This is a genomic window from Cloacibacterium normanense (assembly GCF_003860565.1).
Taxonomy (GTDB): Bacteria; Bacteroidota; Bacteroidia; order Flavobacteriales; family Weeksellaceae; genus Cloacibacterium; species Cloacibacterium normanense.
The window spans coordinates 442740-458726 of the sequence record NZ_CP034157.1; the positions used below are offsets into that span (position 1 = coordinate 442740).

Below are 15987 nucleotides of genomic sequence, written 5' to 3' on the forward strand. Positions count from 1 at the left end.
CATATCATTAAAATGAAAAAGATTTTAATTTTACTATTAGCATTAAGTGTTTTTTCTGTAGACGCGCAGACGAAGAGAAGAACTACGAAGAAGAGAACTGCTAAAAAAACTACAGTTGCTAAACAAGAAACTCCAGCTCCCGCAGTTGAAGCAGCTCCTGTTACTCCTAATGTTAATACTGAAGTTACAGCTACAGCACAACCAGAAGCTGATTTAGAGCCTATTAACTCATTATCTATATTAAATGCTAAGTCTCCTGCAGCTTTCAGAGTATACAGAGAGATTGGTACTATTAAGAAAGGTGATTCAGTTATTTCAGCTAGAAACAAGCCTATTAGCTATGGTTACATAGATGAAAAGGACGTGCTAAGAAGTATGGTGGTTTGGGAAATTATTGATATGAATGAAAAAATCAATCAGCCATTTTATCATAATGCTGACGGAATTGTTTCTCAAAATAAATCTTTATATCAATTGTTGATTGATAACATCATGAGTGGTGATATTAAAGAAGTGTATGATGATGAAATGTTCATGACTAAGTTGTCTCCTGAAGCAATTAAGCAAAGGTTATCAGTAACTAAAGAATCTGACTGGTTAATTGATAAAAGAAATGCTGGAGAAAAACTTACTCCAGAAGATATCAAAGCTGGAACAGACGTTATTGAAACTAAAACTGAAAGCGTAAAACTTCTTAAAGTTAAAGGAATGTGGTACGTAGACAGAAGAGATGGTCAAATGAAATACAGACTTCTAGGTATTGCTGCGATGGGACCAGATCCTACCATGATGGCAGAAAAAACTGCTGATGGTGTTTCTTTAGGTAACAAAGATGAATTAATTGATCTTTTCTGGGTATATTATCCAGATGCTAGAGAAGTTCTTGCTAACTCAGTAGTTTTCAATAGCAAAAACTTATCTTCAGATTTAACTTATGATGATATTCTTAATGCGAGAAGATTTTCTTCAATTATTTATAAATCAGACAATGGTTTAGGAACAGGAATCATTAAAGATTATATTCCTAATGATGCTGAAGAACAATTAGAAGAATCTGACAGAATTAAAAATCAAATTCTAGAAATGGAAAATGATATGTGGAATTATTAATCCAAATATCCTTATATAAACAAAAACCTAAGTATCTTTGCTTAGGTTTTTTTATTGACAATTTATGACGAAATCAGTAGAGTATATTATCGTAGGAGATGGTTATGCAGCAATTTTTTTAGCGCATCAATTCATTAAAAATAACAAATCATTTTTACTTTTTACCGAAGGCAAAAAAAGTGCATCAATGGTTTCTGCTGGAATGATAAATCCTGCAGTTCTCAAACGTTTTACCACATTTTGGTTGGCACAGGAACAAATCGATTCTCTTAAAAATACCATGACCGAAATTGAACAATATACAGGTCAAAATTATTTGATAGAAAAGCCTATTCTAAGAGTTTTTCATGACGAAAAAGAAAAAGAATTATGGCTGAAAAAATCAGATGACGAAAATTTAAAACCTTTCCTTTCCAAAGATTTTGTAAAACTTAATTCTGTCAAAAATCCATTTGAATGTGGAGTGGTGAATCAATCGGCTCGGTTAGATGTAAGTGGTTTTTTCTCAGATATGATGAACTTTTTAGAAAGTCAAAATTATCTTATCAAAGAAAAATTTGATTATCAGTTATTGAAACCAAATGATTCTACCTACAAAGATCTTTCGTTTAGAAAAATAATCTTTGCCGAAGGAATGGCGGTCAAAGAAAACCCATTTTTTGCTGAAATTCCAGTACATCAGAATAAAGGCCATCATTTAGAAGTTCAACTTTCTGTGCCTTTAGAAGATGGGTTTACGATTAAAAAGAAGCATTTTATTTTTCCATTGAACAACGGGAATTATTATTACGGTGGAACGTATGACCGTGAACAAATCCATCATAAAATAGACGATGTTGCTGTAGAAAAACTCACTAATGCTTTAGCAGAGTTTTATCCTCATGATTTTGAAGTAAAAGAGGTGAAATTTGGCTTTAGACCTACTGTTAAAGATAGAAGGCCGATTTTAGGAAATCATCCAGAATTTGGTAATTTATATGTATTTAACGGATTGGGAGCAAGAGGAATTCTCAATGGAAATTATTTCTCGATTAACCTATACCATCATTTAGAAAACGACGAAGAAATTCATCCAGAAGTAGATTTGAAAAGATTTCAATAAAAAAAAATCCGCAATAGTTTGCGGATTTTTTGCAGAGAAGAAGGGATTCGAACCCTCGATACAGTTACCCGTATACTACCTTTCCAGGGTAGCTCCTTCAACCACTCGGACACCTCTCTTTTTATCTGCTGGCAAAGGTAGAATTTATTCTTCAATTTCCGAAATTTCTCCACGCAGATTTTTCTTAAAATTTTCAGCAAAATCACCTGAGTAATTTGGATTATCAATTAAATGCATTGCTTTTGCCAAAGCACTTTCGGCAGTGATGTCATGACCGCTTATTGCGCCAATCTTTTTGAAAATATTACTGTTATTGTATTTTCCGATGCTTATTCCACCAGAAACACATTGAGAAATCACCACGATTTCAGTTCCGTTATTTCTGATTTTTTGAAGCACTTCTTCCGTTTTTTTATTGCTGAAAATCGTTCCAGAACCAAAAACTTGAAGAATTAAAACCTTGATTTTAGGAATTTGAGGTAAACTTTCTAAATTGATTCCAGGAAAAATTCTCCACAAAAGAATGCTGTCATTCAAATGTAAATCTACAGAAAAATCTTCTTGATGAGGCGTTCTGTAAAGCATGGTTTCTTCCACCTTCAAGTGAACACCAGATTCTCCTAAAATAGGGTAATTTGGACTGATAAATGCATCGAAATTCTCGGCAGAATATTTTAAACAGCGGTTTCCTCTCAATAGTTTATATTCGAAATAGAGCGCCACTTCTTGTACCACCGCTTCATCATTTTGATATAAACTCGCGTAATAAAGACTGGTAAGCAAATTTTCTTTGGCATCAGTTCTTAAATCCCCGATTGGTAATTGCGAACCCGTCAAAATCACAGGTTTTCTTAAATTTTTGAGCATGAAACTCAGTGCAGAAGCCGTGTAAGCCATCGTATCTGTTCCGTGAAGAATCAAAAATCCATCAAAAAGGTGATAATTTTCCTCAATCAGTTGAGCGATTTCCTTCCATTCTTCTGGTCCTACATCTGATGAATCCAAAGGTTCTGAAAACTGATGAACGCTTACTTCGCATTCCAGCAGATTCATCTCTGGGATTTTATTGAAAATATGATTGAAATCAAAAGCGCGAAGACTATTGGTTTCATAATCTTTCTCCATTCCGATGGTTCCGCCTGTGTATATGATGAGGACTTTTCTTTTCATGTAAAATTTTCTTTTTTGTAGAATTTTTCAGACTTTAAAGTTAAAAATTTAAAGTTAATTTCTAAAATATTTTGCAATTTTGCCAAATGATTCCTAAAAACAGACTTCAAGAAACTTTTGATTATCTAAAACAATTTCTTACTGATGAAAGATTGAGTAAAATAGAGCATTTTTCTCAGGAAAGTTCAGATTTTGTGCTTCCGGTGATGGAAGATGTGTATCAATTCCGTAATGCAGCAGCAATTGTAAGAAGTGTGGAAGCCTGCGGTTTTCATCACGTAGTTGCTTTGGAAGAAGAAAATGTTTAACCCAAATCTAAAGGTTACGAAAGGTGCAGAAACTTGGGTGAAAGTTGAAAAAATGCCTAATAATTTAGATTCTTTGAAGGAAATCAAAAACAGAGGTTATAAAATTTTGGCGGTTTCTCCAGAAAATAACGCGACCATGTTGCCTGATTACGAAGTGAAAGAACCGATTGCACTGGTTTTTGGGACAGAATTGGAAGGCGTTTCTGATGAAATTTTAGATTTTGCAGATGAAACTTTGGCCATTCCCATGTATGGTTTTACCAAAAGTTTTAACGTTTCGGTTGCCGCCGCAATTTGTATGTACGAATTGAAGCAAAAGCTTATGAAATCTGGAATTGATTATAAATTATCTGAAGAAAAATTACTAGAAATGAAAATCAGATGGACGGTAAATTCCATCAGAAGTGGCGAAGAACTTTTGGAAAGATTTTTGAAAGGTTAGTTCCACAGAGTACGCTGATGAAATATCAATAATTTTCCGCTAAAGAGAATTTGCTAAATCTGCTAATCAGCGAGAAAATTTTTAAAATTCACTTTTCTGAAAAAAATTGACTATTCACTTATTGACTTATAGTAATTCCACGCAGCTACGAAAATCCCTGCGGTTTCTGTTCTTAATCTTTGGTGCCCCAGTGAAACGGCTTTTATGCCTTTTTCGGCTAACATTTTAATTTCTTTTTCGGAAAAATCACCTTCTGGACCAATAAGGAAAGTAGGATTGGTCAATTCTGGAATGTCACTGAGGTTGATGCGTTCAAAAGCCACATCGCAATGTGCCACAAAAGTCATTTCCGGATTTACATTTTTAATAAAATCTGAAAGTTTTGTAACATCATTAATTTTTGGAAAGTGAAATCTTAAACTTTGTTTAGAGGCTGCAACAGCTTGTTTTCTGAGTTTGTCGATGTTCAGGTTTTTACGTTCTGTTTTTTCAGTATTCAGAATGGTAATCTCAGAAATACCCATTTCTGTTGCTTTTTCCACGAAAAATTCAATTCTGTCGATGTTTTTGGTAGGAGCAATCGCAATATGCAATTGTTTGGTAAGATTAGGGAAATATTCTTGAACTTCCGTAACGTTCAGACTGACTTTTTTCCCTTCAAAAACGAGGTTTCCTTTGGCGAGATTTCCTTTTCCGTCTGTCACAAAGATTTCTTCGCCTTCTTTCATGCGAAGAACTTTCACAATGTGCTGTTGCTCTTCGTCATTAATTTTTACATCTGGAATAATTTCGCCAAAGAAAAGTTTCATTTATTATTTTTTAAACAGTGAAACGATTTTTTTTACTAAAGTAATCACCAATACCATGATGACACCGCCTAAAATTCCAGCGCCAAATTCATTAACAATCGCAGGAGTAGGTAAATCTTCAATCAAATGATGTAAATATTCTACATTGTGTAGGAAAATTCCTCCAGCTACTAGAATTAAAGCAATGGTACCCACTACTCCTAAAATTTTAATTACCCAAGGCAACATATTGATAAGCAATTGACCAATGTTAAATAAAATTCCGCCTTCTTTTCTTGATTTTTTTTGCAGTTTGTAACCAGCGTCATCCATTCTTACAATTAAAGCTACAATTCCATAAACCCCAACTGTAGCGATGATTGAAACGACTGTAACTGTTAAAATTTGATTTAATAATGGTTGGTCTAATACAGAACCTAAAGCAATAATTACAATTTCTAAAGACAAAATAAAATCGGTGGTGATAGCAGATTTTACTTTTGCTTTTTCTGCAGCGATAGGATCATCCATCACATCTAAAGCTTCTTCGTGTTCTGTTTTGTGGTCATTCTTATGAAAGAAAAATTCTATAATTTTTTCGGCACCTTCATAAGCCAGATATAAACCACCAATCACTAAAATAATTTTGATGGCTGCAGGAAATAACCAGTTTAACCCAAAAATAATGGGTAAAATAATCAATTTGTTAAGAAATGAACCTTTGGTAATTGCCCAAAGTACAGGTAATTCTCTAGAAGAAAGGAAGCCTGTTGCTTTTTCGGCGTTTACGGCCAAGTCGTCTCCTAAAATCCCTGCGGTTTTTTTGGTTGCCAGTTTACTAGCAACTGCTACATCGTCCATCAATGCAGCGATATCATCTAATATTGCGAAAAATCCTGAAGCCATAATTGTTGAGTTATGAGTTAAAAGTTATGAGTTTGTTTAAAAATTTAAAATTACGATATATTATTATTTTTCATCATCCAACATCATTACATATCATATCTTGCAGTTGCGCTGGTTCTTAAATCTGTAAATTCTCCACGCTCGAATTTTAGTTTTGCTACCATGGCAATCATTGCTGCATTGTCTGTAGTGTATTCAAATTTTGGGATGTAAACGTTCCAGCCTAATTTTTCTACATTGTTCTGCATGGCTTCTCTCAAGCCAGAATTAGCAGAAACTCCACCTGCAATCGCTACTTCTTTTACATCGTAATCTTTAGCAGCTTTTTCTAATTTTTTCATCAGAACATCGATGATGGTTTTCTGAACAGAAGCGCAAAGATTTTCTACATTTTCTTGAATGAAATTTGGGTTTTCTTTCAACTGTTTTTGAAGGAAATATAAAACCGAAGTTTTAATTCCGCTGAATGAATAATCGTAGTTTTCGAGTTTAGGTTTTCCAAAAGTGAAAGCATCTGGATTTCCTAATTTAGCGAGTTTATCGATAATTGGACCTGCAGGATAATCTAATCCCATGATTTTTCCGATTTTGTCAAAAGCTTCACCAGCTGCATCATCAATGGTTTTCCCAATGATTTCCATATCAAAATAATCTTTCACCAAAACAATCATAGTGTGTCCTCCAGAAACGGTAAGACACAAAAATGGAAATTTTGGTGGCATCGGATTTGCATCTTCGATAAAGTGGCAAAGAATATGTGCCTGAAGATGGTTAACTTCAATCAATGGGACATCTAAACTCATCGCTAATGATTTGGCAAAAGAAGTTCCTACAAGTAGAGAACCTAAAAGTCCAGGTCCGCGAGTAAATCCTATGGCAGAAATATCTTTTTGTTGTATATTTGCTTTAGTGAAGGATTTTTCCACTACAGGAATAATGTTTTGTTGGTGGGCTCTAGAAGCCAATTCTGGAACTACGCCACCATATTCTTGGTGTACCGTTTGATTCGCTGCTATATTAGAAAGGATTTTATTTCCGTTAATAATGGCAGCAGAAGTATCATCACAAGAAGATTCTATTCCTAAAATAATTGGTTCATTCATAATTAATGGCAAATTTAGAAAATAATAACTCCGAAAACAACAAACCAATTTCAGAAAAAGTTGGTGAAAAAATAACTGATGTTGCAGAAGGCGTAAAACACACTATAGAACATCCTGTAGAAGCTGCCAAAGAAACTGTTGCTCAGGCTGTAGAAGATGTACAAAAGTTTTCTTGGTGGGCCAAATTGTTCCTTTGGTTTGCCGCAATTGCGTCTTTTTTATTTCTTACTTTTTTAATTATTATCAATCTTCCTGCAACTAAGGATCGTGCTGCAAATTATGCTTTAGGATTTTTGGAAGAAGACTTTGGAGTAAAAATTTCCAAAGAAAAAGTAGAAGTGAATATTCTGGGAGATGTTATCATTCATGGTCTTAGAATAAAAGACCACAGAAGTAATGATTTAATCTTTGCTAAGCAATTTAGAGCAGATTCTGACTGGTTATCAATCTTGAAAATTGGAAAATCTAGACAACTTGATTTCTCTACGTTGACGCTTTCTGAGGCAGATGTAAAAGTGGTGACTTATAAAGGTGATTCTATTGATAATTTTAACAGATTTATTACCAAATTTGATAGTGGAAAACCAAGTGATCCTAAAAAACCACCTTTCAAACTCAATTCTAGAGTTGTTATTTTAAATTCTAAAATTTCTATCATTAATCAAAATCATGATGGAGACGAAGGAAAATGGTTGCAAGCTGAAAATGTAAATCTTATTGCACCACATCTTAATATTTCTGGACCAGATATTTCTGCTAGAATTAATAATCTTAGTTTTAAGACCAAAAGATGGGGAAAAGTACACACTTTAGATACTTTTTCTACAGATTTCTCGATGTCTAAAGAATTTTTGAGTTTAAAGGATTTAACACTTTATACCGATCATTCGCTTTTACAAGGTGACCTTACTTTTCATTTAGACAAAGAAACCAAGTGGCAAGATTTCAATAATAAAGTGAATTGGGAAATGAAAATGAAGCGCGGAAGTGCTGTTTCAGGCTATGATATTTCCTATTTTGTTACTAAATGGGATAATTATACCGCCATCAATCTTTCGGGAGACATGAATGGACCGCTGAATAATTTCAGGCTCAATGATTTCCTTTTAACAGGCGAAAATGTAAATATTTACACGCCAAATACTAAGTTTAGAAATTTATTGAAAGGGAATTTTAATATTGTAACCAATAATATTTCTACCAATTTTACTTATCCTGCGCTTCGAGCGATGGTTCCGAGTTTCGTAGCCAATAAAATGAAGAATTTCGCAGATCCTTTCGGAAGAATTCAATACAAAGGTGCGGTAGATGTTACGCCAAAAAGAGTAATTGCCAAAGGAAATGCTATTACAACTATTGGTAGAGCAAATGCAGATATTGTTTTGTCTGATATTGACCAACAAAATCCTCGATATCTTGGTGTTTTAGACGTGAAAGATTTCAATACTTCTGCGATTACTAAAAACAATACGGTAGGTTTAATTTCGGGGAGATTTAATGTAGATGGAAGAGGTTTTGATGTTAATACCTTGACTTTAAGAACCAAATCTAATATTTCTAAAATTGATATCACAGGAAAAACCATTAACAATCTATATCTAGACGGAACGCTTGACAAAAAACAATATAACGGAATTATCACCATTAATGATGAAGAAGCAAAAGGAAAAATAACTGGAAAAATTGACTTTTCTACGCCAAGACTTTTTGCGGATATCAAAGGAAATATAGATTATCTTAATTTGAGTTATTTCGGAGTTCAAGGTAACGGAAAATCTGTTTTCAGTGGAAATATTGATGGGAAATTAGCTTTCAAAGATTTGAATGATATGAATCTTGATGCGCAACTCAATAATGTGATTTTCTATGCAGGTGACCAAAAAATAGACGTTCCGAATGGTAGCGTAAAAGCCTACTTCGAAAACGGAAATAGAATTGTAGATGCAGATATTCCGAATGTGGTAAAAGGAAACATTTCTGGAAAATATAATTTGGGAGATTTAGGAAAAATGTTCCAAAATGGTTTTGATAAAATTTTGGTCGGAAATCCACAAAGAAGATTGTACAAAGGTCAACAGTTTACCTATAATTTTGATGTGAGTCAAAAACTGGTGAATTATTTTGAGCCGAATTTAAAAATTCCTGAAGGTGCGAAAATTGACGGTTCGTATAACGGAAACACCAATGATTTAGTGCTGAATCTTAATTCGACTTCACTGAAATATATTTTGACTAAAAAACAAGAGATTTCTCAAGCAGACAGACTTTTGGCGCAAGCAAATCCAGAATATAAACTAGACGAAAACAAGGTGACCAAAGATTCTGCGATGATTAATAATATCACCATCAGAATCAATACAGCAAATCCTTCTGAACAAATTTTCGCCAATATTGGTAGGGTAGAATACAGCAAAAATGTATTAAAAGATGTAACACTTTTTGGGGAAAATGAGAATGATGAAAGATTGCATTTGATTGCTAATTTTAAACTTGGAACGCTAGAAGATGAGCAAAATGATGCCATGAAATCTTATGCCATTAATCTCAATCAAAGTGTAGATGCAAATGGAGATTATGTGGTGAAATTTAATCCAACAGAACTGAAGCTGAACAATTTTACTTGGAATGTAGACACCTCTCCAGAACTCAATCATAGCATAACTTATCGTAAAAAAACGGGAGATTTTCTTATTAAAAATCTTCGATTATATTCTGAGGACAGCGAATTATTTGTAAAGGAAGCGACTTATAAAGATGCCAAAGATTTCACCGCAGATATAGATGTGAAAAATGTAGAAATTTCTAAAATTTTAGATTTATTACCGAGCCAAAAAGGAAATCTTGACCTAAAAGGAATTGCCAATGGAAACATACAGTTGAAGATGAGCAAAACCAGCTTCGAACCTTTGGTTGATTTAAAAGTTAAAGATATTTTCTTAAGCGGAAAACAATTGGGAGATATGGTGATTTCTGCGAAAAATAGTGCTCAACCTAATATTTTTGACATTAATGCAAAAATCCTTTCTTCTGAATTTTTAGGAAAAAATCAATTAGAAGTTACGGGAACTATAGATAATAATACCACTTCTCCTACTTTAAATTTAACCGCAGATTTGCAAGAATTTAATCTTGGGTTTGTGCAAGCATTTGTGACTAATATATTCTCTAATTTCCGTGGGAAAGCAACTGGAGTTGTAGCGATTAACGGTCCGTTGAATGATATTAATTACGGCGGAGATGTTGCTTTAAAGGATTTTGGACTGAAAGTTAATTTTAATGGAGTAGATTATACTTTTGCTGATGCTACTGTCTTGTTGCAAAACGGAAACATTTTAGTTACTGAACCTGTGAAAATTAAGGATGGAAGAAATAATTCTTCGGGAACGCTTTCATTGGCGCAGATTAATTTGAGTAATCTTTCTAATATTGGAGCCAACGTCTTAATTACTTCGGATAATTTGATGCTTTTGGATACCAAACAAAGCGATTTTGATTTATTCTGGGGTAAAATTTATGGAAAAGGCGACTTGTATGTAGGTTTTGATAATGGGAAACTCAGTATTACTGCAGGTAAAGATACGCCAACAGATTCAGAGCCTTTCCAAATTTTGAATAACAGTATTTTCACTCTTAATAGTAATACCACTTCTTCTGTCGATGAGTTTAAAATGCTCAGATTCTTAAAAGAAGACAAAACAGGTGTGGTAAGTATTGATGAAGGAACGAAAAAAGGGGTAAATATGGATATTAACCTTCTTTTGAGTGTTGACAAAGGTTCTACTGTAAGTGTTTTGGTGGGAGATGATATCGGAGATATTGTGGTGAGAGGAGATTCAGATAAATTAAAATTTGTCATGAAACCAAATGGAAGAATTTCTCTTGATGGAACATATTCTGTGGAAAACGGAACGTATATTTCTAAAGCAATTCTAGAAAAAACCTTCCAAATTGATAAATTTAGTAGCATTTCTTGGGATGGAGATCCATTTAATCCGGCATTAAATATTACTGCAAATTATTACAGAACAGTTTCTAATGCTACAGAATATTTAGGCGTTGGTAATTTGCCGCCGATTAATGTAATGCTTCAAACAAAAATCACCCAAAATCTTAGAAATCCTAAAATTGAGTTTGATGTTCAAGCGCCAGATGTTTCTTCTCAGGTAAAAGAAGCTTTGACGGTAAGAATGAGCAATAATGACGAAAAAACGCTACAATTCGGTTCTGTATTGCTTCTCAATAATTTCAATACTTCTAATACAGGTGGATTTGGAAATATCAATATTGGGAATGTGGGTTCTGATTTGGGGTATAATTTGGTTTTAAAACAATTGGGCAACGTAATCAATACGATTAGTGAGCAGTTCCAAATTGACTTGAATTACATCAAAGGTGACCAAGCTTCTAATACAGCAGATAGAGCCAATATTGGCGGTAATTTTATTCTTTCGCCAAGAGTAACCTTAAAAACTGGTTTTGGAATTCCTGTTGCAAAAACCGAAAATACCTACGGAAATTATCTTTCTGGTGAAGGAATTATAGAATATGATGTGTCTAAGAAAAATGATGGTTCATTAATCCTTAGAGCTTATTCTAAGCCTTCTAACTTAGGTTTAGGAACTACGCTAAATTCTACAGCCAACCAAACCTATGGAGCGGGTGTAGTGTATAGTAAAAGCTTTAATAATCTGTTCAAAAAGAAAAATAAAGTGAAAGATTCTTTAAAGAATTCTAATAAAAATAAACCCGAAACCATTAAAATTGATTCTGCTAAGTAATAGATTTTTAGAAATTTTCTGATAAAAATCAATGTTTTTTTGTCAAAATAATATTTTATCATTTCAATTAAATTTCCTAAATTTGCAAAAAAAGATAGCAATTTTTATAAATTTAATAATCTAAAAATACTGGTATGAATTATCAATTAGATGAAATAGACAAAAAAATCTTAGATTTTTTAGTAGAAAATACAAGAATGCCTTTCACTGAAATCGCTAAACAGATGGATGTGTCTGCAGGTACTATTCACGTAAGAGTAAAGAAAATGGAAGATGCAGGAATTATCCTGGGTTCTTCTTTAAATATAGATTATGGTAAATTAGATTATCATTTTACTGCATTCATTGGAATTTTATTAACCAAATCTAACAGAACTCAAGAAGTTCTTAAAGAATTAGCGTCTATTCCAAATGTAGTAGAAGCAAGCGTAATTTCTGGTAAGTATAACATCTTCTGCAAGGTAAGAGCTAAAAATACAGAAGACGCTAAAAGAATCATTTATCAAATAGATGACATTCAAGATGTTATGAGAACTGAATCTATGATTTCTATGGAAGAGTTCCTAAGTGATAAAAATAGATTAATTAATGCTATTTCTGTTTAATAATTTATTATTTTCGCAAAGTATAAAGCTTTTGAATTTTCAAAAGCTTTTTTTATAAATTTAGAAAGAATGGAAGATAATTATTTTGACAATAATCCTCAAAAAACTACTTTTTTTTATGTTGCCATTTTCTTTATGGTAGCATTATCTTTTTTAGGAATAGGAGTAGATCTTACCGAGTATTTTCAGAAAACAGACATTAATATTCCAGTTTGGTATTTTTATTTGATTTTCGCAGTAGATATTATCGGACTTTTATCAATTGTGGGCATTTATTTTTATAGAAAAATAGGCGTAATCTTATTTCCAGTAGCAATTCTGTTTCATTTTTACTTGCATGAGTTTTATCTTTCTACCATGCTATATTCAGATTTGTTTACGCTGTTTTCTTATGTGGCATTAGGTTTATTGGCAATCATACCAAAATGGAATTTTTTCAAATAAGATAAAAAAATCCGAATAAATTGCTTAACTTTGATGTCGTAATGATGATTAAAATAACTAAAAATGTTTTCTAAAGCTTGCGAATACGCTATAAAATCGGTAATTTATATAGCACAAGAAGCTCTTGCTGGTAAAAAAACCAATGTAAAACAAATCGCTGAAGCTACAAACGCTCCAGAAGCTTTTGTTGCAAAAATTCTACAACCTCTTTCTAAGAAGGGGATATTGACGTCTAATAAAGGAAAACAAGGTGGTTTTTCGGTAGAATTAGACAAGATTGATAAGATTAAACTCATAGAAATTGTACTCGCAACAGATGGTCCAGATATTCTAACGAGATGTGCATTTGGTTTAGAAAAATGTACTTCAGAGAAACCATGTCCTTTTCACGATAAATTCAAAGGAATAAGGGAAGAATTAAGAGATTCTCTCAGTGAAATATCAGTCTATGATATGGCGCTTAAAACAGAACAAGGCATTGCCTTCTTAAAGAACTAGAGATAGTTCTTTTTTTTATTTCTAAAATTTAATTCGGATAAATTTGTCCTATTAAAATATTTTTGTATTTTTGTCTTGTCAAAAAAGAAAAAAATATGGAAATAAAAGACAAAACAATAGGCGGAATTGTAGCCGAAGATTTTAGAACAGCAGCTGTATTTAAAAAATACGGAATCGATTTTTGTTGCAAAGGAAATAGAAGTATAGAAGAAGTTTGTGCAGTGAAAAAGAAAAATCCAGAAGATATTTATGCAGATTTAGAAAGAGTAACGCAAAATGCAACTCAGAACATCGATTTTAAAGCTTGGGATTTAGATTTATTGTCAGATTATATCGAGAAAACGCACCACCGTTATGTAGAAGAAAAAACCATTTATTTGCTTCAGTTTTTAGATAAATTAAGAAGAGTAAAAGGCGATAGATATCCAGAGCTAATTGAAGTTCACGAATTGTTTAAACAATCTGCCGAAGATTTAGGAGCTCACATGAAAAAAGAAGAATTGGTATTATTTCCGTTCATTAGAAACATGGTAGAAGCAAAAAGAAGAGGCGTAGAATTACCAAAACCACATTTTGGAGCAGTAGAAAATCCAATTGAGATGATGAAACATGAACACGAAAATGAAGGAGATCGTTTCGAAAAAATAGCCCAACTTTTAAATCAATATACACCACCTGCAGATGCATGTAACACGCATCAGGTTACTTATAAAATGCTTCAGGAATTCGAAGAAAATTTACATACTCATATCCATTTAGAGAATAATATTCTGTTTCCAAAAGCAATTGAGTTGCAAAAAGAATTGCAAAATTAAATTCACTTTAATTGTTTTTTCAAAAAATAACCCTAGAAAAACTTCTAGGGTTATTTTATATGTTATGATAAGTTAAATTAAATTATCTTGCTAAAACTCTTTTTACCGCTTTTACTACAGCTTCTGCATCTATTTCGTATTTGTGCATTAATTCTGCTGGAGTTCCACTTTCTCCGAAAGTATCATTTACGGCAACAAACTCTTGTGGAGTTGGTTTTTTTCTAGATAACATTCCTGCTACAGATTCACCTAAACCACCTAAGTAATTGTGCTCTTCTGCAGTCACAATTTTACCCGTTTTTTCTACAGATTTTAGAATGATTTCTTCATCTAAAGGTTTGATGGTGTGAATGTTAATCACTTCACAAGAAATTCCTTCTTTTTCTAATTCTTCAGCAGCTAGAAGAGATTCCCAAACTAAATGTCCGGTTGCTACAATCGTAACATCTTTTCCTTCTTGTAGTAAAATTCCTTTACCAATTTCGAAAGGCATATCTTCTGGAATGAAAACAGGAACTACAGGTCTACCAAATCTTAAATAAACTGGACCTTCATATTCAGCCGCAGCTAGAGTAGCTTGTTTGGTTTGGTTATAGTCACAAGGATTGATAACTACCATTCCTGGTAACATTTTCATTTGACCGATATCTTCTAAAACTTGGTGAGTTGCACCATCTTCTCCTAAAGTTAAACCAGCGTGAGAAGCTGCAATTTTTACATTTTTATTAGAGTAAGCGATAGATTGACGAACTTGGTCTAAAACTCTAGAAGTTGCAAAATTAGCAAATGTTCCTGCGAAAGGAATTTTACCAGCAGTAGCTAAACCAGCAGCAATACCCATCATATTTGCTTCTGCAATACCTGTTTGTACAAATCTTTCTGGAGCTTTTTCTATGAATTTCTCCATTTTTAGAGAACCGATTAAGTCGGCACAAAGTGCTACTACATTTGGATTTTTGTCTGCTAATTCAGCTAAACCTGCTCCAAAACCACTTCTTGTATCTTTTTTTTCTGTGTATGTAAATTTCATGTGTATTAAATTTAGAAGAATTAATAATCTGCTTCGGTTTCTACATAAAGTTGAGAAAGTGCACTTTCTAACTGAGCATCATTCGGAGCTTTTCCGTGCCAAGAGTGAGATCCCATCATAAAATCTACACCTTGTCCCATTTCTGTATGAAGAATGATGGCGACTGGTTTTCCGTTTCCTGTTTTAGATTTTGCATGTTCTAAAACTGCAATTACCGCTTCTAAATCGTTACCGTTTTTCTCTTCTAAAACTTCCCAACCGAAAGCTCTTAATTTAGCATTTAAATCTCCTAGAGATAATACATCATCTGTATCACCATCGATTTGTCTTCCGTTATAATCTATTGTAGAAATTAAGTTGTCTACTTTTTTAGCAGCAGCAAACATTAATGCTTCCCAGATTTGTCCTTCTTGTAATTCTCCATCTCCATGAAGGGTATACACTAAAGATGAATCTCCATCTAATTTTTTAGCTAAAGCTACTCCTATTCCTACAGATAAACCTTGACCAAGAGAACCAGAACTCATTCTGATGCCTTCTAAATGTTCGTGTGTAGTTGGGTGACCTTGCAATCTAGAATTTAATTTTCTAAAAGTAGAAAGTTCAGAAATTGGGAAAAATCCGTTTCTTGCTAATGTAGAATAGAAAACGGGAGAAATGTGACCGTTAGAAAGGTAGAAATGATCTTCGCCTTTTCCTTCCATAGAGAAAGGGAGTTTGTAGTTCATCACTTTGCCATAAAGCGCTGTGAAATATTCTACACAGCCAAGACTTCCACCTGGGTGTCCTGAATTTACGGCGTGAACCATTCTTAAAATGTCTCTTCTGATTTGTGTTGCCTGAGCTTTTAACTCTTCAATAGATTTACTCATGATTTATAAAATAAGT

General features: G+C 33.2%; 13 protein-coding genes, 1 tRNA gene and 1 pseudogene. 8 read left to right on the forward strand and 7 right to left on the reverse strand.

The window, feature by feature from the left end; all coding sequences use genetic code 11:
* The first annotated feature begins 12 nt into the window (after window positions 1-12).
* Together porN and EB819_RS02180 are read left to right on the forward strand one after the other, a co-directional pair.
* Entirely contained in the window at window positions 13-1110 is a 1098-nt protein-coding gene (gene porN / locus EB819_RS02175) for a type IX secretion system ring subunit PorN/GldN (RefSeq protein ID WP_083250182.1), read from the forward strand.
* A 64-nt stretch (window positions 1111-1174) separates the two neighbouring features.
* The gene (locus tag EB819_RS02180; RefSeq protein ID WP_069799432.1) at window positions 1175-2212 is read left to right on the forward strand and encodes an NAD(P)/FAD-dependent oxidoreductase; all 1038 of its coding nucleotides are present in this window, start codon (window positions 1175-1177) and stop codon (window positions 2210-2212) included.
* 32 nt (window positions 2213-2244) lie between these two features.
* On the opposite strand, the gene EB819_RS02185 is transcribed toward EB819_RS02180, so the two are convergent.
* Window positions 2245-2331: transfer RNA gene (locus EB819_RS02185), tRNA-Ser, on the reverse strand.
* A 25-nt stretch (window positions 2332-2356) separates the two neighbouring features.
* Entirely contained in the window at window positions 2357-3382 is a 1026-nt protein-coding gene (locus EB819_RS02190; protein WP_069799430.1) for an asparaginase, read from the reverse strand.
* Between the two features lie 86 nt (window positions 3383-3468).
* Here EB819_RS02190 and EB819_RS02195 point away from each other — a divergent pair.
* Window positions 3469-4132, forward strand: a pseudogene (locus tag EB819_RS02195) (TrmH family RNA methyltransferase).
* 110 nt (window positions 4133-4242) lie between these two features.
* Here the strand turns inward: EB819_RS02195 and EB819_RS02200 are convergent.
* From EB819_RS02200 to tsaD, 3 genes are all read right to left on the reverse strand, one after another.
* Window positions 4243-4941, reverse strand: a complete 699-nt coding sequence (locus EB819_RS02200) for an RsmE family RNA methyltransferase (RefSeq protein ID WP_069799426.1) — start codon at window positions 4939-4941, stop codon at window positions 4243-4245.
* A gap of 3 nt (window positions 4942-4944) precedes the next feature.
* Window positions 4945-5826 carry a DUF808 domain-containing protein gene (locus EB819_RS02205; protein ID WP_069799424.1) on the reverse strand — a complete coding sequence of 294 codons (882 nt, stop codon included), beginning with the start codon at window positions 5824-5826 and terminating at the stop codon, window positions 4945-4947.
* An 86-nt stretch (window positions 5827-5912) separates the two neighbouring features.
* Entirely contained in the window at window positions 5913-6929 is a 1017-nt protein-coding gene (tsaD, locus tag EB819_RS02210) for a tRNA (adenosine(37)-N6)-threonylcarbamoyltransferase complex transferase subunit TsaD (RefSeq protein ID WP_069799422.1), read from the reverse strand.
* Between the two features lie 5 nt (window positions 6930-6934).
* Between tsaD and EB819_RS02215 the strand changes: the two genes are divergently transcribed.
* From EB819_RS02215 to ric, 5 genes are all read left to right on the forward strand, one after another.
* Window positions 6935-11707, forward strand: a complete 4773-nt coding sequence (locus EB819_RS02215) for a translocation/assembly module TamB domain-containing protein (protein WP_069799420.1) — start codon at window positions 6935-6937, stop codon at window positions 11705-11707.
* A 134-nt stretch (window positions 11708-11841) separates the two neighbouring features.
* Window positions 11842-12312: an Lrp/AsnC family transcriptional regulator gene (locus tag EB819_RS02220; protein WP_069799418.1), complete on the forward strand. Its 471-nt coding sequence runs from the start codon at window positions 11842-11844 to the stop codon at window positions 12310-12312.
* A 69-nt stretch (window positions 12313-12381) separates the two neighbouring features.
* Window positions 12382-12756 (forward strand): hypothetical protein, encoded by a 375-nt coding sequence (locus EB819_RS02225; RefSeq protein WP_069799416.1) that lies wholly within the window; start codon window positions 12382-12384, stop codon window positions 12754-12756.
* 63 nt (window positions 12757-12819) lie between these two features.
* Window positions 12820-13254 carry an RrF2 family transcriptional regulator gene (locus EB819_RS02230; RefSeq protein ID WP_069799414.1) on the forward strand — a complete coding sequence of 145 codons (435 nt, stop codon included), beginning with the start codon at window positions 12820-12822 and terminating at the stop codon, window positions 13252-13254.
* A 95-nt stretch (window positions 13255-13349) separates the two neighbouring features.
* Entirely contained in the window at window positions 13350-14069 is a 720-nt protein-coding gene (gene ric, locus EB819_RS02235; RefSeq protein WP_069799412.1) for an iron-sulfur cluster repair di-iron protein, read from the forward strand.
* An 82-nt stretch (window positions 14070-14151) separates the two neighbouring features.
* Here the strand turns inward: ric and EB819_RS02240 are convergent, their stop codons facing one another.
* Together EB819_RS02240 and EB819_RS02245 are read right to left on the reverse strand one after the other, a co-directional pair.
* Window positions 14152-15099, reverse strand: a complete 948-nt coding sequence (locus EB819_RS02240) for a transketolase family protein (protein WP_069799411.1) — start codon at window positions 15097-15099, stop codon at window positions 14152-14154.
* A 20-nt stretch (window positions 15100-15119) separates the two neighbouring features.
* Window positions 15120-15971, reverse strand: coding sequence for a transketolase (locus tag EB819_RS02245; RefSeq protein WP_069799409.1), 852 nt, complete (start codon window positions 15969-15971; stop codon window positions 15120-15122).
* Window positions 15972-15987 lie beyond the last annotated feature (16 nt).